This is a genomic window from Anabaena sp. EIM26 (assembly GCF_057568715.1).
The window spans coordinates 4,829,015-4,851,649 of sequence record NZ_CM172472.1; the positions used below are offsets into that span (position 1 = coordinate 4,829,015).

General features: G+C 40.4%; 21 protein-coding genes. 15 read left to right on the forward strand and 6 right to left on the reverse strand.

The window, feature by feature from the left end; translation table 11 throughout:
• Window positions 1–28 precede the first annotated feature (28 nt).
• Window positions 29–541, reverse strand: coding sequence for a hypothetical protein (locus AC012T_RS20910; RefSeq protein WP_487060632.1), 513 nt, complete (start codon window positions 539–541; stop codon window positions 29–31).
• An 86-nt stretch (window positions 542–627) separates the two neighbouring features.
• Here AC012T_RS20910 and AC012T_RS20915 point away from each other — a divergent pair, with 86 nt between their 5' ends.
• The 4 genes from AC012T_RS20915 to AC012T_RS20930 all read left to right on the forward strand — a co-directional run bounded on the left by AC012T_RS20915 (window position 628) and on the right by AC012T_RS20930 (window position 2,525).
• Window positions 628–864 carry a DUF433 domain-containing protein gene (locus AC012T_RS20915; RefSeq protein ID WP_487060633.1) on the forward strand — a complete coding sequence of 79 codons (237 nt, stop codon included), beginning with the start codon at window positions 628–630 and terminating at the stop codon, window positions 862–864.
• Entirely contained in the window at window positions 864–1,220 is a 357-nt protein-coding gene (locus AC012T_RS20920; protein ID WP_487060634.1) for a DUF5615 family PIN-like protein, read from the forward strand. The genes AC012T_RS20915 and AC012T_RS20920 overlap by 1 nt, the downstream gene beginning before the upstream one ends.
• Before the next feature lie 562 nt (window positions 1,221–1,782).
• Window positions 1,783–2,148 (forward strand): papain fold toxin domain-containing protein, encoded by a 366-nt coding sequence (locus tag AC012T_RS20925; protein ID WP_487060635.1) that lies wholly within the window; start codon window positions 1,783–1,785, stop codon window positions 2,146–2,148.
• Window positions 2,149–2,162: 14 nt separating this feature from the next.
• Window positions 2,163–2,525: a hypothetical protein gene (locus tag AC012T_RS20930; protein ID WP_487060636.1), complete on the forward strand. Its 363-nt coding sequence runs from the start codon at window positions 2,163–2,165 to the stop codon at window positions 2,523–2,525.
• A gap of 380 nt (window positions 2,526–2,905) precedes the next feature.
• On the opposite strand, the gene AC012T_RS20935 is transcribed toward AC012T_RS20930, so the two are convergent.
• The gene (locus AC012T_RS20935) at window positions 2,906–5,185 is read right to left on the reverse strand and encodes an amylo-alpha-1,6-glucosidase (RefSeq protein ID WP_487060637.1); all 2,280 of its coding nucleotides are present in this window, start codon (window positions 5,183–5,185) and stop codon (window positions 2,906–2,908) included.
• 711 nt (window positions 5,186–5,896) lie between these two features.
• On the opposite strand from AC012T_RS20935, the gene AC012T_RS20940 reads away from it, so the two are divergent.
• The 7 genes from AC012T_RS20940 to AC012T_RS20970 all read left to right on the forward strand — a co-directional run bounded on the left by AC012T_RS20940 (window position 5,897) and on the right by AC012T_RS20970 (window position 13,537).
• Window positions 5,897–7,909 carry a DICT sensory domain-containing protein gene (locus tag AC012T_RS20940; protein ID WP_487060638.1) on the forward strand — a complete coding sequence of 671 codons (2,013 nt, stop codon included), beginning with the start codon at window positions 5,897–5,899 and terminating at the stop codon, window positions 7,907–7,909.
• 635 nt (window positions 7,910–8,544) lie between these two features.
• Window positions 8,545–8,964 carry a photosystem I reaction center subunit II PsaD gene (locus AC012T_RS20945; RefSeq protein ID WP_015215982.1) on the forward strand — a complete coding sequence of 140 codons (420 nt, stop codon included), beginning with the start codon at window positions 8,545–8,547 and terminating at the stop codon, window positions 8,962–8,964.
• A 101-nt stretch (window positions 8,965–9,065) separates the two neighbouring features.
• Window positions 9,066–10,580, forward strand: coding sequence for an anthranilate synthase component I (trpE, locus tag AC012T_RS20950; protein ID WP_487060639.1), 1,515 nt, complete (start codon window positions 9,066–9,068; stop codon window positions 10,578–10,580).
• 124 nt (window positions 10,581–10,704) lie between these two features.
• Entirely contained in the window at window positions 10,705–11,049 is a 345-nt protein-coding gene (locus AC012T_RS20955; RefSeq protein WP_487060640.1) for a hypothetical protein, read from the forward strand.
• A 243-nt stretch (window positions 11,050–11,292) separates the two neighbouring features.
• Window positions 11,293–12,441 carry a hypothetical protein gene (locus tag AC012T_RS20960; protein ID WP_487060641.1) on the forward strand — a complete coding sequence of 383 codons (1,149 nt, stop codon included), beginning with the start codon at window positions 11,293–11,295 and terminating at the stop codon, window positions 12,439–12,441.
• 497 nt (window positions 12,442–12,938) lie between these two features.
• Window positions 12,939–13,139, forward strand: coding sequence for a hypothetical protein (locus AC012T_RS20965; RefSeq protein ID WP_015215969.1), 201 nt, complete (start codon window positions 12,939–12,941; stop codon window positions 13,137–13,139).
• Window positions 13,130–13,537 carry a type II toxin-antitoxin system VapC family toxin gene (locus AC012T_RS20970; RefSeq protein WP_487060642.1) on the forward strand — a complete coding sequence of 136 codons (408 nt, stop codon included), beginning with the start codon at window positions 13,130–13,132 and terminating at the stop codon, window positions 13,535–13,537. The genes AC012T_RS20965 and AC012T_RS20970 overlap by 10 nt, the downstream gene beginning before the upstream one ends.
• A gap of 123 nt (window positions 13,538–13,660) precedes the next feature.
• Here the strand turns inward: AC012T_RS20970 and AC012T_RS20975 are convergent, their stop codons facing one another.
• From AC012T_RS20975 to AC012T_RS20985, 3 genes are all read right to left on the reverse strand, one after another.
• Window positions 13,661–14,011, reverse strand: coding sequence for a DUF1257 domain-containing protein (locus tag AC012T_RS20975; protein WP_048868763.1), 351 nt, complete (start codon window positions 14,009–14,011; stop codon window positions 13,661–13,663).
• A 145-nt stretch (window positions 14,012–14,156) separates the two neighbouring features.
• Window positions 14,157–15,668 carry a stress-responsive protein Ycf46 gene (gene ycf46 / locus AC012T_RS20980; protein ID WP_487060643.1) on the reverse strand — a complete coding sequence of 504 codons (1,512 nt, stop codon included), beginning with the start codon at window positions 15,666–15,668 and terminating at the stop codon, window positions 14,157–14,159.
• Between the two features lie 95 nt (window positions 15,669–15,763).
• A complete protein-coding gene (locus tag AC012T_RS20985) occupies window positions 15,764–16,111 on the reverse strand; it encodes a slr0373 family blue light stress response protein (RefSeq protein ID WP_487060644.1) in 348 nt (115 codons plus the stop codon).
• 268 nt (window positions 16,112–16,379) lie between these two features.
• Between AC012T_RS20985 and AC012T_RS20990 the strand changes: the two genes are divergently transcribed.
• Both AC012T_RS20990 and AC012T_RS20995 read left to right on the forward strand, forming a co-directional pair.
• Window positions 16,380–16,895, forward strand: coding sequence for a hypothetical protein (locus AC012T_RS20990; RefSeq protein ID WP_487060645.1), 516 nt, complete (start codon window positions 16,380–16,382; stop codon window positions 16,893–16,895).
• A 161-nt stretch (window positions 16,896–17,056) separates the two neighbouring features.
• Complete coding sequence (locus AC012T_RS20995; protein ID WP_487060646.1) at window positions 17,057–18,211, forward strand: NAD-dependent epimerase/dehydratase family protein; 1,155 nt, start codon at window positions 17,057–17,059, stop codon at window positions 18,209–18,211.
• A 63-nt stretch (window positions 18,212–18,274) separates the two neighbouring features.
• Here the strand turns inward: AC012T_RS20995 and AC012T_RS21000 are convergent, their stop codons facing one another.
• The gene (locus AC012T_RS21000) at window positions 18,275–18,583 is read right to left on the reverse strand and encodes a hypothetical protein (protein ID WP_487060647.1); all 309 of its coding nucleotides are present in this window, start codon (window positions 18,581–18,583) and stop codon (window positions 18,275–18,277) included.
• On the opposite strand from AC012T_RS21000, the gene AC012T_RS21005 reads away from it, so the two are divergent.
• Entirely contained in the window at window positions 18,564–19,700 is a 1,137-nt protein-coding gene (locus tag AC012T_RS21005) for a glycosyltransferase family 4 protein (protein WP_487060648.1), read from the forward strand. The genes AC012T_RS21000 and AC012T_RS21005 overlap by 20 nt on opposite strands.
• 313 nt (window positions 19,701–20,013) lie before the next feature.
• Window positions 20,014–22,590: a GAF domain-containing protein gene (locus AC012T_RS21010; RefSeq protein ID WP_487060649.1), complete on the forward strand. Its 2,577-nt coding sequence runs from the start codon at window positions 20,014–20,016 to the stop codon at window positions 22,588–22,590.
• The last annotated feature ends 45 nt before the right edge of the window (window positions 22,591–22,635 follow it).

Below are 22,635 nucleotides of genomic sequence, written 5' to 3' on the forward strand. Positions count from 1 at the left end.
GACATTTTTTAATTATTTTGAATAATCACTAATCCCACCAATAAGCAATTACTACACCATCTCGCTGTTCCCAAAATGACTCACCTTCCAAACTACCTTGTAACCTCATTTGTAACCTGCGCTGAAGTCGCAAACCATACTCTTCATTATTACCATCTGTAATATCCACTGAGTCTGCACGCCACTTTTTACCCAAATCTAAAAGCTGAGAAACTATAGTATCTTGGTTTTCTGTCAAAATGTAGAGAGTATCTCCAGGATAAGCTACAAAGTGAATCATACTCGATTCTGGCATCGGGCGATAATTTGCCATTGCTAATAAAGTATCAACCAAACCACCAAAACTTAAACCATGTTCATCTGGTGCAAAAATAGGTTTCGTAAACACAAAACTCTCCCATAGATGAGAATGCAGGGTAAGATCCTTAATAACCTCCTCTCCATTAAACTCATTAAAGCGACGTTGCCAAACCAAAGCTGCAAAAAGTTCCTGGGGACTGTATTCTTGAGCTAGGGTTTGAATTTTGGCTAGGTCTAACATTGCTATATCGCTTCCTATAGTGTAAACAGTATACTTTACATATCTCTGCTATAATAACAAACATCAAGTTTTATTCTAAAGTAAACATGACACTAAATCAGCTACTAGAAACTCAAGGTATTATTCATTCTGATCCTGAAACTATGAGTGGAGTTCCAGTTTTTGTGGGAACTCGTGTTCCCTTACAAACATTGTTTGATTATCTTGAAAATGAGGGTGGTTTAGATGAATTTATTAATGATTTTCCGTACCTGGAGAGTCAAACTATGAAGGTTTTAGAAAATGCAGCTAAATTAATAATTGCTCAGGAAAGTTGTGCTTAATGATTATATTGCTAGACGAAAATCTTTTAAGTAAAAAGCTTAAACAACCTTTTTTAAATAAAGGTTATATGATTTATAACGTCAATGATATGGGATGGCGCGGTTTTAAGGATAAAGAAATTCTTAATTTAGCAGAAAACCACCCTTTTGATGCTTTTATTACAGCCGATAAAAATTTACCCTATCAGCAAAATTTAACAGATAAAAATTTGAGAATTATTATTTTAAATACTCGTAGTACACATCCTAATCATTTACTTCCTCTCATGGAAAAAATTAGTGAAATACTCTCATCTTTATCAATCGGAGCATTTATATTAATCAATGACTCAGATGAAATTGAATATCTTGGTTAATTATTGAATTGACTTTTTATCTGACACTTTTTTAGACATTCTAAAAATAGAAAAGCTATTTCTACGGAGCGATTGCGCTATCGCACTTCATTCTCTATAGCTACAGAAAAGCGATACCTTCGGTGAGCTACCGCTAACGCATATTCAGAACAAGAAAAAGGCGAACTGACAAGTCAGCGCTTGCGCTATCGCTTTCCCCCATCCTCCAAAAAAAAGCTATCTCACCATCCACAAACCCTATCTAAAACGTAGGGGTTTAGCAATGCTAAACCCTTACAAATCTTTAAACACCTTTGTCATGCTGAGTGTAGCAAAGCGAAACGTATCCCTTACGGGAGCCGGAGGCTCTAGCATCTCGGAGGATTCTTTCCTTCAGAACGCTACGCGAACACTACACTTCGTTCCGTAATGCCTCCGGCACGCTGCGCGAACAGAATGACATTGGGCATTTCTTTTTGTGGAGTTCTCTAACAGGATTCTTTTGATCGCGAAGTTCATGATATTTTTATGCTGATTAGAACCTTACACCTTTTTTCTGATCTGGTGAAAAATATCCTACCTTATGACTAACTCTGACATTCACTGTCAACTTAGTAATATAGCCCAGCAATTCCAAATTTTTGAATGTGTTTCCTGCGCTATTGCGTTGCGCCAATTTCTAATTGATCAGAAAATTTCTGGTAGAGAGATTAGTTTATTTAGAGGGAGTACAGAAGACCCATTCTGTAATATTTACCATGAAGTTCTACAACAAAACATCTCAATTAATGGCAGACATTATGCTATTTCTATAGAAATTAATGGACAAGAACTCATATTTGACAACATTCACCCCGAAGGAATTTCCAGGGTAAACTGGATAAATAACCGCTATTGTGCTGCACAAGACTTAGGTGGAGAATTTCAAATTACTGAAACAGAATTTTAAGCTGGAGGAATATCATGGTTGATTTGTATGATTTAATTCGTAATATTCAGAAACGTCCGGCTATGTATTTAGGAAGATCAACAATTTCTAATCTCCGCACTTTTATAGCTGGTTACTGTTTTGCACGTCGCCAAATAGGAATACCTCAAACAGCACAAGAACAAAAATTTTCAGAATTTCAAACTTGGATTCAACATAAATTTAGTATTGTTTCTCATCAAAATTGGGATCAAATTATTCTGTTTTTCTCCACGGATGAACACGGTGCTTTAGAGCAATTTTTTCAACTATTTGACGAATTTACTCAAGCTGATGCTTCTTGTGAACAGCAAGATCGTCAACAGGAAATTTCGGTAAATACAGCACTTTGCAAGTAACTGTCAGAATTAGGATATCCAGGATTTAAGGATTAACAGGATTAAGATTGACAATATTTTTTACTCATCCTCTAAGTAAGTCATTATACCAATTTGAAAAATGATTGTTACAGATATAGGTTGGGTTGAGGGACGAAACCCAACACCTCAAAACTTTGTGGATGTTGGGTTTCACTTTGTTTAACCCAACCTACGCATCTATCGCATTCTTTTATTGAATTAGTATTAGATGTGAGAAACAGGATTAATAAGATTATAGAGAATTTAGAGGATAAATAAAAAATTAACATAATTGATTATGTATTTTTTAACCATCCTGTAAATCCTCAAATCCTAGTAAATCCTGATATGGCTTGCGCCACGCTACGCTATCAGACTATTTACGCTTCAATTACCACCCGGAGATTACCGCGTTTTTTCGCCACCCGACAAGCGGTAGTGCTACCAACTCGCTCAAATTCCAAATCGAGAATAGTGCCACCAACACGCAAATTATGTAAAGATAAACGATTGATTGAATCTGGCAAAGCGGGGTCAATTATTCGCAAACAATTATTTTGCGCGTCTGGAACTAAATTCACCATCATTTGCAACAATTGAAAAATGCTACCTGTAGCCCAAGCTTGGGGACTACAAGCAACTGGATACTGTACGGGAGCATTATCACCGTTAAGTTCGTAACCGCAAAACAATTCTGGTGGACGCTGATAGGACTGATGGTTAGTCATGTCAAACAAACCTTGAAATAATTCCAAAGCTTGATCTATTAAACCGAGCGATCGCAATCCCATCCCAATCATAGAATTATCATGAGGCCAAACAGAACCAGTATGATAACCCATTGGATTATATGCAGGTGAAAGACTACTTAAGGTGCGAATACCCCAACCATTAAACATATCAGGCGCTCGCAACCTTTCCGCCACACTGTAGGCTTTTTCTGGTGTAAAAATCCCCAATTGCAGACAATGACCAGGGTTAGAGCTAATACTATCTACTTGATTTCCTTCCCCATCTAAAGCTAAAGCGCAGAAATCTTGGTCTTCAATCCAAAAATCTTTGTTAAATCTAACTCTGAGGTTTTTAGCTTCTTCTTGCCAACGATCTGCCAAATCTAGACGCTTTTTCATCCTAGCAATTTCTGCTAATTTAATTTTGGCAGCATAGACATAAGCTTGCACTTCACAAAGAGAAATTGAACCATGAGCTAATTCCCCTTTTCTGTTGACAATACAATCACCAGAATCTTTCCAACCTTGGTTAGTCAAACCGCGTTTTGATTTCCGGTGATAGCTGAGATAGCCAGTTTGTTTAAGATTCCGATCAATCCAATCCATTGCTGCTAGAGCATTTCGCCAAAGTTGCTCAAGGGTTTCTTGGTCATGAGTCCAAGCGTAGTATTCTGCATAAAGCATCAACCACAGAGGAGTCGCATCAACTGTCCCGTAGTAAGGTGTATGGGGAATTTCTTGACAACGTGCTAATTCTCCCAGTCTTAACTCGTGTAAAATCTTACCTGGTTCTTCTTCCCGCCATTCATCTTCTTTTTTACCTTGATATGTTGCTAATAGCATCAAAGTTTCTTTGGCAATTTGGGGATTTAGCATCAAAGTTTGGGAAGCGGTAATAATAGAATCCCTGCCAAACAATGTTGAAAACCAAGGGACACCAGCCGAAACAGTTTTATACTTCCCAAAAGACTGACGCAACAAATACAAATCTTGTTCAGCCCTTTCAATCACTCGATTGAAAAGACTTTTATCAGAACTAATGCGAGTAATTTGTTGTACCCAATTTTGCTCTTCCATCAATTCAGAAGCTTTTGCTTGTACCAGAGTAATAGCTGCATTCACAGTGGAACTAGTCTGGTTATTGGTGAGCATATTCAGCCGATAACCGAGCTTTTGGGTTTCGTGAGAAGCTAAATCTAGCCGCCAAACCGCTGTATAACCTTTGAAATAATCTGGTTGTCGGTGCTGGAATTGGATACGGGATTCCATGATTGCACCATCTAAACCTTGATAAGCCAGTGTCAGAGATTCTTCTCGGTGTGATGGATTTGCTAAAGGTGCTGCCACACCATCAGCTATTTCTTCTAAATGTGTTGGCTCTGCTAACCGCAATAATCTACCCCGTTTTTCGCGGTTATGACCCCGGACTTCAAATAAATCTACAAAATCCGCATCAAAGCTGAGACTAAGTTCAAAACTGACGCTAGTGGTGCTGTAGTTAGCTACTTCTATTTCTTCAAATAGTGCGCCATTAAGTACTATTTCCCGACGGATGCCAATAGTATCAGCATTTAGGTGATTGTCAATTCTGGGATTAGTACACAAAACCGAGAGTGCAAAGCCCTTGTCAGCGGTGCTACTCAATAAAACAGGCGATCGCCCGTCAATCTGCAATTCTAGACGACTCAAAAACCTGGTATCACAGCAAAACAGCCCCATGCTAGGATTCCCGTCATTCAGTGAACAACCAGAAATGTTGCCTATGGTGTCTGTCACCAAAAATAAATCATCATCTTTAACTGTCAAAGTTGGCTGTGGTCTTTCAATAACCACACAAGGCCATTCTGGAATAGGTATCTGTTCTGCGGGAATAAAAGTCTTTCCATCCAATAAGATTTTTTCCGGGGTCATTAATGTATCCGGTGTCATGAGCTAAAATTCCCTATACAGGTCTAGATTTGCAGGACTTGGGCTGGGGAAGAGAGATGGGGCGGGTTAATAATCCAATTACCAATTACCAATTGCCTAACGGCAGGCTACCGCCAACACCACTTACCACTTACCAAATCCTTATCAATTTATCTGTTCTTTCTTTGAAGTCAAGGCTGGAAATTGGGGATTTTTACCTGATTTATTCGTTGATGAACATGAAGAGATGGTATAGGTATAAAATGCTTATCCAGATGTTTATTTAAAAATTTTTGAGTTTTACCAAGCCTACTAAGTATACAAAATAACCAAGTTGTTTTTTTGGCGATTCCATAGGTCGCGCTTCTCTACGAGAGGCTACACGAACGCGATCGCACTCAAAAATTAGTCAAGCTTTAGCAATTTAGCGTTCAGCCGTATCCCATACTGTGGTACTTTTGCTGTGTTCGCTCCAAAAGCTACAAATTACCTTCGCTAGGCTAGATATAGAAAAGCCCAGCAAGAATGTATATTGGGCATAGGAACTTTGATCAATTTAAAGAAACTGGTGATGGGTGATGGGTAATGGGTAATGGGTAATGGGTAAGAGTTTTTTCCAATGACCAATGACCAATGACCAATGACCAATGACCAATGACCAATGACCAGTTTTAATTTGTAAAATGCATCTGTGAAGTGGATCTTGTCTAGATTGGGCGTTTAACGATATTCATGAGCATTTCGACTTCCGTGCTGAGTGATTTGCTACAGTCACTACCTTACCTGCGTCCCCAGTTATATTTCAAGGCTTCACTAACGGCGCTCTCCCATGCAATGGAAGATCAGGTTTTGGCGGCCACCTTGGATCAGCCCCTGATTATTGCTAGTTTCCAAAGAGAGCGATTTTACCGCCAAGAAGCTCATCGCTATCAACGGCTTTCGCAGCGAAGTAATCAAATATACGTATTGTCTGCACCAGAAGCAGAGTTTGCTAATAGCTCAGAATATTATGAAAAGGTAGCTTTTGAACCGGATGATGCTTTAAGTCAAGAGTGGCATTTGGTGGTTGTTGCCGATAATTATGCTACCTGTTTGGTATGCCGAGAAAGCCTTGGCTCTATTACCAAAAATCAGCAGTTACCAGAGGTGACTCCTGGTCTAGATATGGACACAGCGCGAAGATTTGAGGGAATTTGGACTTCGGAGAGAGGAGTTAGCCTCAAAGCGGCAGAGTTGATATTAAGCAGAATTGAGGTTTATAGACCAGATTTAGCAGACAAAATTGATCTGGCACGGCAAAGGTTTGGAATTGGTAAGTCAAGAAGAGAATCGGGAACATTTCAAAACGAATATGCTTGTGATATTGATACTGACCCGTTTGTACAGCGCTTGGTGACATACCTGCAAGCTAGTCAGTATAAATTGCATAAAGCCTACCGTTCGATCGCTCTCCAAGCCCGCAAAGAACGTTTGGTTAACTCGATTGGGACAGCAATTAGGCGATCGCTTGATCCGCAATCAGTTCTCCAAGTAGCTGCTCAAGAATTGGGTCAACATTTAGAAGCAGGTCGCTGTTTAATTTACCGCGCTCAAGCTACAGATGCCCAAGCTGTGATTGAACACGAATTTTTGAGTCCTGGTATGGTGTCTGTCCGGGGACAAACTTGGGAATTAGAACAAAATCCTCTGTTTCAGGAAATCACACAACAAGGTGAAGGCATCTGTATTTCAGATACTTTAACTGACTATCGTGTCACCAGTTCCACTCCACTGGCTTTGATTGTCAAAAAGTTCGCCATTCGTTCTTGGTTGATGGAACCAGTGTTTTCTCAAGGAAGGCTATTGGGGATTGTAGAGTTACATTATTGCGATTTACCCATCAAAGAGTGGCAACCAGGCGAGTTGGATTTGGTGAAAGCGATCGCTACTCAAGTCGGTGCAGCCCTGATACAAGCTGAAGCTTTTGCTAATTTAGAAGAACTGAACAAGCAGCTAGAAGCCCTTGATCGCACCCGCAGTAACTTAATAGCCATCACTGGGCATGAACTCCGTACCCCCCTATCTACTATTCAAGTTTGCCTCGAAAGCCTCGCTAGTGAGCCAGATATGCCGTTGGAATTGCAGCAGGTGATGCTGAGTACAGCCCTTTCTGACTCCGAACGAATGCGGAAACTGGTACAAGATTTCCTCACGCTTTCAAACTTAGAAAGTGGTCGAGTGCAATGGCATCCAGAAACCCTCAGTTTCCAAGAATGTATAGATTTAGCTCTCAGCCGCTTGCGTACAAGATCATCAACAGAAAAGATCCCCCAAATTAAAACGCAAATCCCCAAAACTTTACCTTTGATTAGGGCTGATGGTGATTGGCTAGTGGAGGTAATAGCAAAACTGATAGACAATGCTTGTAAATTCACACCAGCCGAAGGAGAGATTAACATTAAGGCAACTACTCGCAACCGCACTCAAATGCTTGAGGTGACAGTAGCAGACACTGGACGCGGCATAGAACCCAACCGCCTAGAAATAGTCTTTGACCGCTTTTATCAAGAAGAGGGAGCGTTACGACGGACTGCCGGTGGCACAGGTCTAGGACTGGCAATTTCCCGGCAAATTGTTACTGGTTGGGGCGGGAAAATTTGGGCAGAGTCCACAGGGAAAGACCAAGGCAGCAAGTTTCATTTTACTATTCCCATTGTTCAGGGTAGTGCAGAGGAAAAGCAGTCGTTTGTTAAAAGCAAAAAATAACGCAAGGAGTTACGCACGATGTTACAGAAAACCTAATTTTTGCGTAGCGGTAATTCATGTAGCTCGCTTCCCAAGGGTATTACCGCTACTTTCATTATTCAGACAAAAAAAATCACAACACCAACAAACATCGTGTAAATCCTAAAATCCTGTAAATCCTGATTCAGACAATCATAATTTTTTGGGTTATTTGCAACTAAAATCTTCAATTTAGCGATTTATTTCTGTTTTGTGGGTGATATAGTCCATGATCCAGATGATAGTTATAACGTGAGGATAGATTTGAAGATCATCAGAAAAATTATAGTTTTTATACAGATGATTTGTAACTCTATAACAATTCGATAACTATTATTCCATAATCTAAAATTGAATGACTATTATTTGATTTTTGCTGGTATAGTTTACGGTTTGCACTTAACAAAATGTAGCTTACGTAAAGAATTTTAAATTTATGTAATTTAATGTTAATTGTACATTGATGCTCAAAAATTGTTCTATTGTTCCTTGATGTAACATTCTGAACCCTTTAGCCAGACTCAATCACTAAAAACTGTTACAGTCTATGACGCGATCGCAATATAAGCTCGTTTACGATGTTAGTATGCCCTAAAAACGTTGAAGGACATTTTTTTATGGCAGAAAAACTGACTGGAAAAACTCCCCTCTTTGGTGGTAGCACTGGTGGATTGCTCAAAAAAGCAGAAGTAGAAGAAAAGTACGCTATTACCTGGACTAGCCCCAAGGCACAAGTTTTTGAAATGCCTACAGGTGGCGCTGCGACAATGAACCAAGGCGAAAACTTGCTATACTTGGCTCGTAAGGAGTATGGCATCGCTTTAGGCGGTCAGCTGCGGAAATTCAAAATCACAGACTACAAAATTTACCGGATTCTACCCAGCGGTGAAACCACTTTCATTCACCCAGCTGACGGTGTGTTCCCAGAGAAAGTTAACCCCGGTCGTGATAAAGTACGCCACGTACCCCGCAGAATTGGTCAAAACCCCAGCCCTGCACAACTCAAATTCAGTGGTAAAGCCACTCACGATGCTTAATTAGTACTGAGTAACGAGTAACGAGTACTGAGTCCTGGTGCTGAGTAAAAATCAGAATCAGTACTCAGTGCTGAATCAGCAGCTCAATATAAATAATAATTATGATTTTTCCCGATTTCACCCAGTTTAAGAAGCTCGCTTTAGAAGGTAATTTTGTTCCTGTATATCAGGAATGGGTAGCTGATTTAGATACTCCCGTTTCTGCTTGGTATAAAGTATGTGCAGATCAACCTTATAGCTTTTTACTGGAATCGGTGGAAGGTGGAGAAAAAATAGGTCGTTATAGTTTATTGGGTTGTGATCCTCTATGGATTTTGGAAGCTAGAGGTGATCAAACTACCCAAACACACCGCGATGGTTCTCAGAAAGTTTTTACAGGCGATCCTTTTACAGTTTTAGCCGGATGTTTAGCACCTTATCACCCAGTTAAGTTACCGCAACTACCTTCGGGAATTGGCGGTTTATTTGGGTTTTGGGGTTATGAGTTAATTAATTGGATTGAGCCGCGTGTACCAATTCATCCCCAAGATGAGCGTAATATCCCTGATGGTTTGTGGATGCAGGTAGACCACCTGTTGATTTTCGACCAGGTAAAGCGGAAAATTTGGGCGATCGCATATGCTGATTTACGTGACCCAGAAGTTAACTTAGAGGTAGCCTATCAACAGGCGAGCGATCGCATTCAGGAAATGGTCAGCAAGCTATCTTTACCTCTATCGCCACAAAATACCCAATTAGCTTGGACAGCCCCCGGAAACAAGCCTAAAGCGGGAATAGAGGAATACACCAGCAACTTCACTCGTCCCGATTTCTGTACCAGTGTCGAAAAAGCTAAAGAATATATCAAAGCTGGTGATATCTTCCAAGTCGTCATTTCTCAACGCTTATCTACCGAATATACAGGGAATCCCTTCGCGCTTTATCGTTCTTTGCGCCAAATCAATCCTTCGCCTTACATGGCGTATTTTAACTTTCAGGATTGGCAAATTATCGGTTCTAGTCCCGAAGTCATGGTGAAGGCAGAATGCAACCCTGATGGGGGTATAATCGCCACAGTCCGCCCTATTGCAGGAACTAGACCAAGGGGGAAGACAAGCCAAGAAGATGCGGCTTTCGCTGAAGATTTACTCCAAGACCCCAAAGAAATCGCCGAACACGTCATGTTAGTTGATTTAGGACGCAATGATTTAGGGCGTGTGTGCGAAAGCGGTAGCGTAAAAGTTGATGAATTAATGGTAGTTGAACGCTATTCCCATGTCATGCACATTGTCAGTAATGTGGTGGGTAAATTAGCAAATGACAAAACAGCCTGGGACTTACTTAAAGCCTGCTTCCCAGCCGGTACAGTTAGCGGTGCGCCGAAAATCAGGGCGATGGAAATCATCAACGAATTAGAACCAAGTCGCCGGGGTGTATATTCTGGTGTGTATGGCTATTATGATTTTGAAGGACAATTAAATAGTGCGATCGCAATTCGGACAATGGTACTGCACAATAATACTGTTACAGTCCAAGCAGGTGCCGGTTTAGTCGCTGATTCAGAACCAGAAAAAGAATACGAGGAAACGCTGAATAAAGCCAGAGGATTGTTAGAAGCGATTCGTTGTTTGCGATAAATTAAGTATATAGGACTCCTATTTGATTAAAGATTTTTGTATAAATACGTATTTATACTAATATTTTCGCATCTTGGACGTAAGAGAATATTATTATTCTCGTTTGAGCAGATGTGGAGTCAATATGGATCAGATAGTAGATAAAATAGCTGCGCTAGGTGTACCTGGTCTTGTATTACTTGTAGCTATGGCAGTTACAGGGTGGGCAGGTGCTGCGGCAATAACAGCAGCATTAGCTGTACTTGGCGGACCATTTGGAATGCTTGGAGGAATTGCTGTACTTGGGATTCTTGGCTTGATATCAAAAGGATTGGCAGAATATGGATTTGAAACAATTTTTAAAGCAACTGTAGACGAACTGAGAAAAAAAGGTAAGTCTAAATCTGACATAGAGCGCGAAGTTGAATCATATCCAATTTCGCATGATCTGAAATTGAAAATCAAAGATTATCTGAGAACGATTTCCTAGTTGCAAGATTCATGAGACCACGCTTTGATAAATTTACACTTAATATTTCAATTGTGAAACATTTACTGCCATATTTGTACATGGTTTACAAAATCAAATATGTTGAATGTATTAAGTGTACTAAGCTGTTACGCAGCTATTTTGTAGTCTAGAGTGCTGGCAGTAAGGTGTTTGGACAAAAAAGTAAATGCGTAATAGGTTATTAAGAGTAAAAATTCAACCTAATTACACCTATAAAAAACTATGATGGATACTAATGAATCTAGTCCAGAAAAAAACTTTCAACAAAAGGAAACTAACCAAATATATGAAAATATTAATATTGAGACTCAAAAAACTGACAGGATTCGTGCTTACAGCGAATTAATTAAATCAATATCTAAGTTTATCTGGATTGCTGTAGTTTTGATAATTATTATTCACTTTTGGGGCAGTTTTTCTACTAATCACATTAAGCAAAAAATAAATCCAACTACAGTAAATATAACTATTCCTGAGCAAAAGCAATATCAAATTTCTGGTGATGTTGCATCTGCCCTTGGTAAAGCCTTAGTCGCCTCTAGACAATCTGCATCCAATAATTTAGAACAGTGGAAAAATGAAGTGATGCACCGGGTAGATCATCCGTTTCTAGATTGGTACTACAACTACTTTAATCAGTTAGGAATTGGAGCAAAATCTATTTGGATCAATTTGTACTCTATTTCAGAAGAAGAAAAAGCCGAGAAACTAATTGGCAGTTTTCAACAAGAATTTGCTAAACAAGTTTTTCAACCATCGTTAATGCAGCTAGAAATGGAACGTTTTACAAGACAATCTGTTGATATATATGTTTCAGAAGCAAATCGCAATTTAGCAGGAGTTCAAAGTGCTTATAATATTCCTCAACCTACCTGGGAAAGATTTCTCGAAGGTTTAGGCAGCATAACTTATAATGCTGGGGGACAGCAGCAAGACCTTACACTTAGGGCTGTTTCACGTGGTACAGGCTATTTAGCTACTACTGCAATGATCAAGGCTATTGGTTTTATTGGTACTAAAAAAGTTGTTGCAACTACAGTAAGTAAAGCAACTTCTAAAGCAGTAACAAAATTAGCAACCAAGACAGCAGCTAAAGCCGCAGCAGAGGGAAGTGGCGAAATGGCAGTTGGTCTTCTAGGATTAGAATTGTTAAATCCACTGGCAGGTTTGGGTATTATTGTTTGGGATGTATGGGATCATTATCATACTGTTCAATTAGAAAGGCCAATTCTACGAGCAAGCCTGGAAAGTTATTTGAATGAGGTAAAGGAGTCATTGCTAAACGATCCAGAGAATGGAATTTTATCTTCGGTCAATAAATTCCATGACGGAATTCTTAATAGTTTGAACAGTAGCTTAGGTGTGAGTTGATTTACATTACTGCATATAAAGATAACCGACTTCTGAGATTATTAACCTAATCAAGGATAAAATTAATCAAAGAAGTCGTGTATCTGAATTTATAAATTTTCCGAATCACGATTGATAGGATGATACTTAGATCAATATGATTTATTATTATCTAGAACATATTGAGCGATACCTTAAGTAAGCTACACCAATAAAGCCTTATATTTACCTAGCGTCTATCAGTATACTTGTAAAAATCCTGTAAATCCTGAAATCCTGGACATCCTGATTCAGACAACCATCTCATTCACAGCATCACAACAAACTTAACAATAAGTAGTCGTGCAAAATAAATTTTATAGTTAGGAGAGGGAACAGGGAATAGGTAATAGGTAATAGGTAATAGGTAAGGAATACAGACATTTTTTTTCAATCAATCAATATGTACAATTAATTTTGCTTGGGTACTTAAAAATACTGCTATACTAAAAAGCAGAAATCACCCTAATAATTAAATTATGATTATCCATAAAATTATCCAAGAATTAGAACAAATTCCCGAAGAAAAACTAGCAGAAATTTATGACTTAATCCACTATTTCCGCGTAGGATTAAATCAAACAAAACCTCAACCCAGAACACCAGGAATACTAACAGGAAAACTCAGCGACACCTTTTTTGATCCTCTACCTGAAGAAGAATTGCAACAATGGGAATAAATTATCTGATTGATACCCATATATTATTATGGTGGTTTTTTAATGATCCTAAACTTGATAGATCATGCCGAGAAATAATTAAAAATCCCGCTCATCATATTTTTGTCAGTAGCGTATCCCCTTGGGAAATAGCCACTAAATACCGTATTGGTAAACTACCTGAAGCAAAAGACATATTACCAATCTATCCACAACTCTTAATTCAATCACAATTTATTGAACTAAATATTAATTCAAATCATGCTATTAGAGCAGGTACTTTACCTATAGATCATCGAGATCCTTTTGATCGTATGATTATGGCTCAAGCCGAAATTGAAAAAATGCCAGTTATCACTTATGATCCAGCATTTCATACAGGATTGATTGAAGTAATTCCTAATCCTGTAAATCCGTAAATCCTGGATATCCTGATATGGCTTGCGCCACGCTTCGCTATCAGAAAAATAAAGACAAAAAAAGCGGGCTAACCGCTATTACATGGTTAACCCGTTCAGCTTTGGGAACGCGCAGAGAAATTATTATTGCAATACCAACTTGACATTGGCGTTTTGCAGACCGCGCTGTTTTACTTCAGCCAAAGTCTTGTTAACGGCGTATTTTTGGTTAATAGAGTTGATCAACTCGGTTTGGTTGTGCTTCTTAGCAACACCCCACAAGTCAGCGATGAGGTCAAAAGAACCATCACTGTTGCGAGACCAACCTAAATCGTACTCGCCTTCCAATACAGCAACGATGTCGGAACGTACACGCTGACCGTTATAACCACGAACATCAGCTTCTGTCTTTACGCTAATACCTAAGTCGCGCAAAGAAGACTTCAGAATTTCGGCATCGGTGATTTTGGTACGCAGAGTGCTAAAGTGAGACATTTGGGTTTCCTCCAATGAGAAGATTGATGAGAAAAACGACAACGGTTCTTTTCAGCCAAGCCGCATTGATTGGGAGCGGCTTTTTTCTTCTAAACTGTTAGCTTTGTAGCTAACCTTTCCCCCCTGACATTGCAGGAGAAAGCTTTTAAAACTCCATGCGCTGATATTCAGCGACGGAGGATGCTGCGGGTCTAGCACGCTGTCTGGCCCAGTCTCTTAAAGCTGTGACCTGTTCTTGCATCGTTCGTGACAGCGGCAAAGTTGACTTCAATGCAGCAATAATATCTAATTGGGTGAACTCCCGATCTTGGGCGAAGGCTTCATACATAGCCGCAACGATCGCTTGTTCAATTTCTGCCCCAGAGAAGCCGTCAGACATTTTGGCTAGTTGTTCCAGATCAAATCTAGCAATATCTTCCCGCCTTTTGGTCAGGTGAATGTTGAAGATATCCTGACGTTCTTCAGGTGTGGGCAGATCCACAAAGAAAATTTCATCAAAGCGGCCTTTCCTCAAAAACTCTCCAGGTAGGCGTTCTACACGGTTAGCAGTCGCCATTACAAATACTGGAGATTTCTTTTCTTGCATCCAGGTGAGGAAAGAACCAAAAATTCTACTCGATGTCCCCCCATCGGAATCACCAGAACCTGCACTACCCGCGAAAGATTTATCCAACTCGTCGATAAACAGAATCGTGGGGGAAATTGATTCTGCTGTTTTTAGGGCGTTCCGCAGATTTGCTTCACTTCGACCCACCATTGAGCCGTCGTATACCCGCCCCATGTCTAATCGCAAGATTGGTAAACCCCATAAACGGGAGGTAGTTTTGGCAATTAGTGACTTACCACAACCGGGAACACCGAGAATCAACATTCCCTTGGGTTGAGGCAAACCATACTCTCTCGCCCTTTCTGTGAAGGCGTTAGAGCGTTGCTTGAGCCACTTTTTCAATTCTTCCAAGCCACCAATAGCATCTATGGTTTCATCTTCTTCGATGTATTCTAGGATGCCATTGCGCCGAATCAGTTGTTTCTTCTCAGATAGAACTATATCTACTTCATCTTCCGTTAGTCGTCCGGTAGTTACCTGCGCCTTACGGTATACTTTTTCAGATTCATCTTTGGTTAGACCTAAAGCTGCTCTGAGAAGTTTTTCTCGGGCTTCGGTGGTTAGCCGTCGGCCACGATGCTGTTCTTGGTGGTTGGTTAAAACTTTGTTCAACTCAACCATATCTGGGAGTTGGAAGTCTAGGACAACAACCTCTTTTTCTAGTTCGATGGGGACTTGTTGCATGGGAGACATCAAGATGATGTTCTTTTGCATTCCCTTGAAACTAGCGATCGCATCCCGTAGCGATCTGGTTGTTGCAGGCGCATCAATAAACGGATGTAAATCTTTAAGAATAAATATACCGGGTTCTTTCTGGCGAATAATCCACTCAATCGCTGCCTCTGGAGACACTGTATTATGTTGAGTCACATTCCGGGGTTGACCATACTCGACGATGCCGTGAGTTACTGTCCACACATACACCCGGCGTTGGGGCTTTAATAATTGCGCGATCGTGGAAATTGCTTGCTCTGCCCGCTCTTCCTCGGAGGTCACAAGGTAGATTAGAGGGTATTGAGCTTGAATGAGGATATTGAGCTCTTCTTTCATACAATCGACCTACTTGAGACCTTATAGAGACAGTACAGTCATCGCTACTTGTTATAGATAACTAAAACTATGAACTACTTATTCATAATTCCTATCTAGCAAGGAACTAATTCTTCCTCACCCTTGGGATGGGTTTCATCTTCTTCCATTTCGTCAATGGATAGATGGTCGTGTCCTATTATTCCTGGTTGATTACCTAAAGCTACTAGTTCGCCATTACGCAAGGTAAGTGAACTTTCACAAGTAGGACAAGAATAAACTCTATGTGTTCGCCCATAAGCAGACGCTTCTAACTCTTCTACTAATTCCGAATTTGTCAGGTAGAAATTCAGGGCGCGTTCTGCGAGTTCTGACATCGGTTCAGAATCAACTGCTGATCGAATTTTCAATCTTCTGTGCAGTTCTGGCGATAGATACAAAGTAACCTTTTGCTTAGTTTGCATATGACTAAATAGCGGTCTTACCCGGGTATGTAACTAACGTTATCGACTCTTTGATTGCTTGTCAAGATGGTAAAACGTTTTAACAGCTATTTTGTTACATATCTTTATATTAAGCACTAGCAATTACTCACAAAATTATTAACTGTGTGATTTATGAAACAATAAATATAGTGGATAGACCGGGGCTAAAAGAAATTAATTCCTCTCAAGAATGGGGATAAAAGCCGATCTAACTCTGCTGTCGCTAAATTGGGTAAAGGGTGTAATTATGTCTATTGCTGCGGTCAAAACCTATAATTTGAGACGAATAATTGTGGCTTTAGTCTCTGGTGTTGGCACAGCTATAATTTTTTCAGGGTGTGGTACTAGCTTCCTAACCTCCAAAATCACCTGGGAGACTTACCAAAATCCTCGTTATGGGTTTGAATTTCCCTATCCCAGTAATTGGACTTCTTTAGCAGCACCAGACAACAACGATGGAGTGACATTTATTTCACCACAAAACCAAAATACAGAAATTAGGGCTTGGGCAACCAAAGAGTTACCAGAGTCAATTACCCAAGACCAGGAAACGATAAAACAGATAGATCATAACTTTGAAACGGCTCAAGGCGTTTCTGGAGTGATGGTTGTGGAAATTGGTAAACAGATGAGTTCCATGAAACTGACCATAACTCAAGGTCAAGTGACATATTATTGGCAAGGACAAAGCAATAGCAAAGAATTTCGAGATCACTATCGTTTGTTTTATTACATTGCCCAGCAGTACAAGATTAAGTTATAGATGACAGGGAGCAGGGGCAGAAAATCCTGGTAGGAGGACTCGGTACTCGGTACTCGGTACTCAGTACTCAGCACTGACCAATGACCAATCGCCAGAATTAATGAGCGAGAGGGGACAGAAACCTGATAGATTTAGCTATCAGCGAGTAAAAACTGGTAAAAATGAAAGTCCTGGTTATTGGTGGCGATGGGTATTGCGGTTGGGCAACTGCACTCTACCTTTCTAATCGAGGTTATGAAGTTGGAATTTTAGACAGTTTGGTGCGGCGACATTGGGATAATGAACTCGGTGTTGAGACTCTGACCCCAATTGCATCAATTCAACAACGTATCCAGCGATGGCAAGATTTGACTGGTAAATCTATTGACCTATTTATCGGCGATATTAACAATTACAGTTTTCTGCACAAAGCCTTACACCAATTTCAGCCAGATTCCATAGTGCATTTTGGTGAACAGCGTTCGGCTCCCTTTTCGATGATCGACCGCGAACACGCAGTTCTCACTCAGGTAAATAATGTAGTTGGTACATTGAACTTGCTGTATGCCATGCGGGAAGATTTTCCTGATTGTCATTTGGTGAAGTTGGGGACAATGGGTGAATATGGGACACCCAATATTGATATTGAAGAAGGTTATATCACCATTGAACACAACGGTCGCAAAGATACTTTGCCCTATCCTAAGCAGCCGGGTTCAATGTATCACTTGAGTAAAGTGCATGATAGCCATAATATTCAATTTGCTTGCCGGATTTGGGGTTTACGGGCAACAGATTTGAATCAAGGGATAGTTTATGGCGTTCTCACTGAAGAAACGGGGCTGGACGAACTGTTAATTAACCGTCTTGATTATGATGGCGTTTTTGGTACAGCATTGAATCGTTTCTGTATTCAAGCTGCGGTAGGACATCCTCTCACGGTTTACGGGAAAGGTGGACAAACTCGCGGCTTTTTGGATATTCGAGATACGGTGCGATGTATTGAAATAGCGATCGCAAATCCTGCTCAATCTGGAGAATTTCGTGTATTTAACCAATTTACCGAACTATTCAGTGTTGGTGATTTGGCAATGATGGTGAAAAAAGCCTCGAATTCACTGGGCTTGAACGTAGAGATCAATAACATTGATAACCCCAGAGTTGAAAAAGAAGAACACTATTTCAACGCGAAAAACACTAAACTGCTCGATTTAGGCTTAGAACCACATTTTCTCTCTGATTCTCTACTTGACTCGTTGTTAAACTTTGCCGTTAAGTATCAGAAACGAGTTGATAATAACCAAATTTTGCCTAAAGTATCTTGGCATAGAAAATAGGTAGCAGGTGACAGGTGACAGGTGACAGGTGACAGGTGACAGGTGACAGGTGACAGAAAGAAGTCAAAAGACAAGAGTTTTTAAATTTTGAGTTGATTTTTTCCCTGAATTCTGAATCCTAAATCCTAAATCCTGACTCCTGACTCCTGACTCCGAACTCCGAACTCCGAACTCCGAACTCCGAACTCCTGACTCCTGACTCCGAACTCCGAACTCCGAACTCCGAACTCCTGACTCCTGACTCCTGACTCCGAACTCCGAACTCCGAACTCCTGACTCCGAACTCCGAACTCCGAACTCCGAACTCCGAACTCCTGACTCCTGACTCCTGACTCCTGTTTTCCAGTTTTTTATGAGAATTGCTCTATTCACCGAAACTTTTTTACCCAAGGTTGATGGGATTGTTACCCGTCTACGTCACACTGTTGATCATCTACAAAGGGATGGTAATCAAGTCTTAGTATTTGCTCCTGAAGGTGGCATAACTGAACATAAAGGCGCGAAAGTTTACGGCGTGAGTGGCTTTCCTCTACCTCTGTATCCAGAGTTGAAATTGTCACTCCCCCGCCCATCTATTGGTTACGAATTAGAGCAGTTTCAGCCAGATATTATTCATGTCGTTAATCCCGCCGTTTTGGGATTATCGGGGATTTTTTATAGTAAAGTTCTCAAAATTCCCTTGGTAGCTTCTTACCATACACATTTACCTAAATACCTGCAACATTACGGTTTAGGAATGTTAGAAGGTTTACTTTGGGAATTGCTAAAAGGCGCTCATAATCAAGCTGAATTAAATTTATGTACATCCACAGCTATGGTGGAGGAACTATCTGGACATGGGATTAAGAGAGTAGATTTGTGGCAACGGGGTGTGGATACAGAATTATTTGATCCTGATTTGGCAGATCCAGAAATGCGATCGCGCTTGACTCAAAATCATCCTGAAAGTCCCTTACTTTTGTATGTAGGTCGTCTTTCAGCAGAAAAAGAAATTGAGCGCATTAAACCAATTTTAGAAGCCATTCCTAATGCAAGATTGGCATTAGTAGGAGATGGTCCCCACCGTCAAGCACTAGAAAAACACTTTGACGGCACAAATACTTATTTTGTCGGTTATTTAATGGGGAAAGAGTTAGGTTCTGCCTTTGCTAGTGCTGATGCCTTTATTTTCCCTTCCCGCACAGAAACATTAGGATTAGTCCTCCTAGAAGCAATGGCAGCTGGATGTCCAGTAGTTGCAGCCCGTTCTGGAGGAATTCCTGATATTGTCACAGATGGGGTAAATGGATATCTTTTTGATCCAAAAGCAGATATTCAGGAAGCAATTGATGCTACAGTTTGTCTATTACAATACCAACAAGATGTAAATATTATCCGTAAAAATGCCCGTAAAGAAGCAGAACATTGGGGGTGGGCAGCTGCTACACGCCAATTACAAGATTACTATCACAAAGTAATCACATCTAAAAAGTTGACCAAAGCTTTCTAAATTGGCTTTTGTCATCAAAACCAGACATCATATTTACCTGTGTTAGGAGTTTGGAGTTTCTCCTATGCCTACAGCACGGCTTCGCCGAACGGAGACGCTACGCGAACGGAGTTATGATTTTTTCAAGGATAGAATAAGGGTTTGAGACTCCTACTGGGGGCGAGTTTTCCACAAATTATCTTATGTCGAACTCAGTCCATATTTGGTTGCTCTTGTCAAGGCGTAAGTCCTAATAATATTTAACTAATTTAAAATTTCCATCTAAAATCCCAAATCTAAAATCCCAAATCTAAAATCCCAAATCTAAAATCCCATGACACTCCCAAATGCAGGTAGCGTCTTGGCTACATTAACTGAACTGACTCAAGTTAATCGCACTCAAGCTCTACTCAGTCGTGTCAAAGACCTTTCTGTGAATGAGTTTGTTTGCTTACTAGACTTTATCACGGCTGAGTTTCAGCAATTTCTCAGAGCTATTGATCTGATCAATAATGAAGCTCTAGAAAGTATGTTGGAGAAAGTACTAGAAGCCATTACACTCAAAATTGGTCAAATTCTCCAAGCTGAACATACAGCTATTTTTTTAGTTGACTATGACAAGGCTCAACTGTGGTCAAAAGTTCCTCAAGATAATAGCCAAAAATTTTTAGAAATCCGCACTCCCTTAAATGTGGGGATTCCTGGTTATGTGGCTAGTACAGGCAAATATCTCAATATTGCGGAAACTATTACTCACCCTCTTTTTAGCCCAGAGTTAGAAAAACAAATGGGCTATAAAATCCGTAATCTTTTATGTATGCCTGTTGTTAGCAGCAAAAAGCAAACTGTAGCTGTAGTTCAACTGGCTAATAAAGCTGGGGATGTTCCTTTTAATCAGGATGATGAGGAGTCTTTTCGAGACTTTGCCGCTTCTATTGGTATTATCCTGGAAAGTTGTCAGTCTTTCTATGTGGCAGCTCGTAATCAACGGGGTGCAACGGCTTTGTTGCGTGCAACTCAGACTTTGGGACAAAGTTTGGATTTAGAAGCAACTTTGCAGATTGTGATGGAACAAGCCCGGATTTTGATGCAAGCAGACCGCAGCACGCTGTTTTTGTATCGCAAGGAAATGGGTGAATTGTGGACGAAAGTTGCAACCGTTAATGACAAAAATTTGATCGAAGTCCGTATTCCTTCTAATCGAGGTATTGCTGGCTATGTGGCATCCACTGGTCAAGCACTCAATATCCCCGATGCTTATCAAGATCCCCGCTTTGATCCGACTACAGATCATAAGACTGGGTATGTAACTCGTAATATTCTGTGTTTGCCCGTTTTTAATTCTGCCAATGAGTTAATTGGTGTAACACAGTTAATTAATAAACAACAAGGTAGTTTTAGTACTTCCGATGAAGAATTTATGCGGGCTTTTAATATCCAAGCAGGAATAGCTTTGGAAAATGCTCGTTTATTTGAAAGTGTTTTGTTGGAAAGACAGTATCAAAAAGATATTCTCCAGAGTTTATCAGATGCTGTAATTTCTACAGATATGCAAGGTCAAATTGTGACCATTAATGATGCAGCACTAGAGTTACTGGGTTGTCCTTTGAAGTCCGGCAATGGTAGAAGTAACAAGCTGTTGTGGAAACAAAATTTACTGGGTCGTCAAGTTTGGGAGGTAGTGCCGATTGAAAATCTGCAAGTGCGGCTGGAAGATAGTTTAAAATACGGGGCTAGGCATTATGTGCCAGAGCAAAGTTTGCTGGTGGGATTATATCAACTAGAGAGTAGTGAAACTCAAAACTCAGAAGCGATCGCTCAGAAGTTAATTTTAGCTGTGCGCGATCGCACTAATCCAAATATTTTTGTGCCTTGGAATCAACTCCTCACTCCCCAGTCTGAATTACTCAGTGTTGATGTAGTCAAAATCTTAGAACGCAGCATCAATCTTACCATCAATCCCTTAACTAACCCAGAAGGTGGAGTTAGAGGCGGTTTGGTGGTCTTGGAAGACATCAGCCGAGAAAAACGCCTCAAAAGCACTATGTACCGCTATCTCACACCCCACGTAGCCGAGCAAGTTATGGCTTTGGGAGATGATAGCTTAATGGTGGGTGAGCGCAAGGAAGTAACCGTCTTGTTTTCTGATATCCGTGGTTACACTACCCTGACGGAAAACTTGGGAGCCGCTGAGGTGGTATCCTTGCTGAACCAGTATTTTGAGACGATGGTTGAGTCAGTTTTTCAATATGAAGGCACTTTAGATAAGTTTATTGGTGATGCTTTAATGGCTGTATTTGGTGCGCCACTACCATTGACTGAAAATCATGCTTGGCGAGCAATACAATCAGCTTTGGATATGCGTTGCCGACTGAAGGAGTTTAACCTGAGACGGATTGTTCAGTCCCAACCACAAATTCGGATTGGGATTGGGATTAGTTCGGGGGAAGTGGTATCCGGGAACATTGGTTCACATAAACGGATGGACTATACAGTAATTGGAGATGGAGTGAATTTGAGTTCCCGCTTGGAAAGTGTAACTAAGGAATATGGTTGTGATATAATTTTGAGTGAATTTACTTACAATTTGTGCAGCAATCGCATTTGGGTACGTCAACTCGATAGAATTCGCGTCAAAGGTAAACATCAGGCTGTAGATATCTACGAATTAATTAGCGATCGCTCTACTCCCCTAGATGCCAACACGGAAGAATTTTTGCATCATTACAATGCCGGACGCGTTGCTTATGTATCAAGGGAATTCTCCCAAGCGATCGCTTGCTTTGAAATTGCTCAACGTCTCCGACCCACCGACCAAGCTGTTGATACCCATCTAGAACGCGCCTATAATTATCAAAAAACACCACCTCCAAAATCCTGGGATGGTGTCTGGACAATGATGACAAAGTAGTCATTTGTGATTGGGAAAAATCTTTTTCTTCGTCCTCCCCATCTC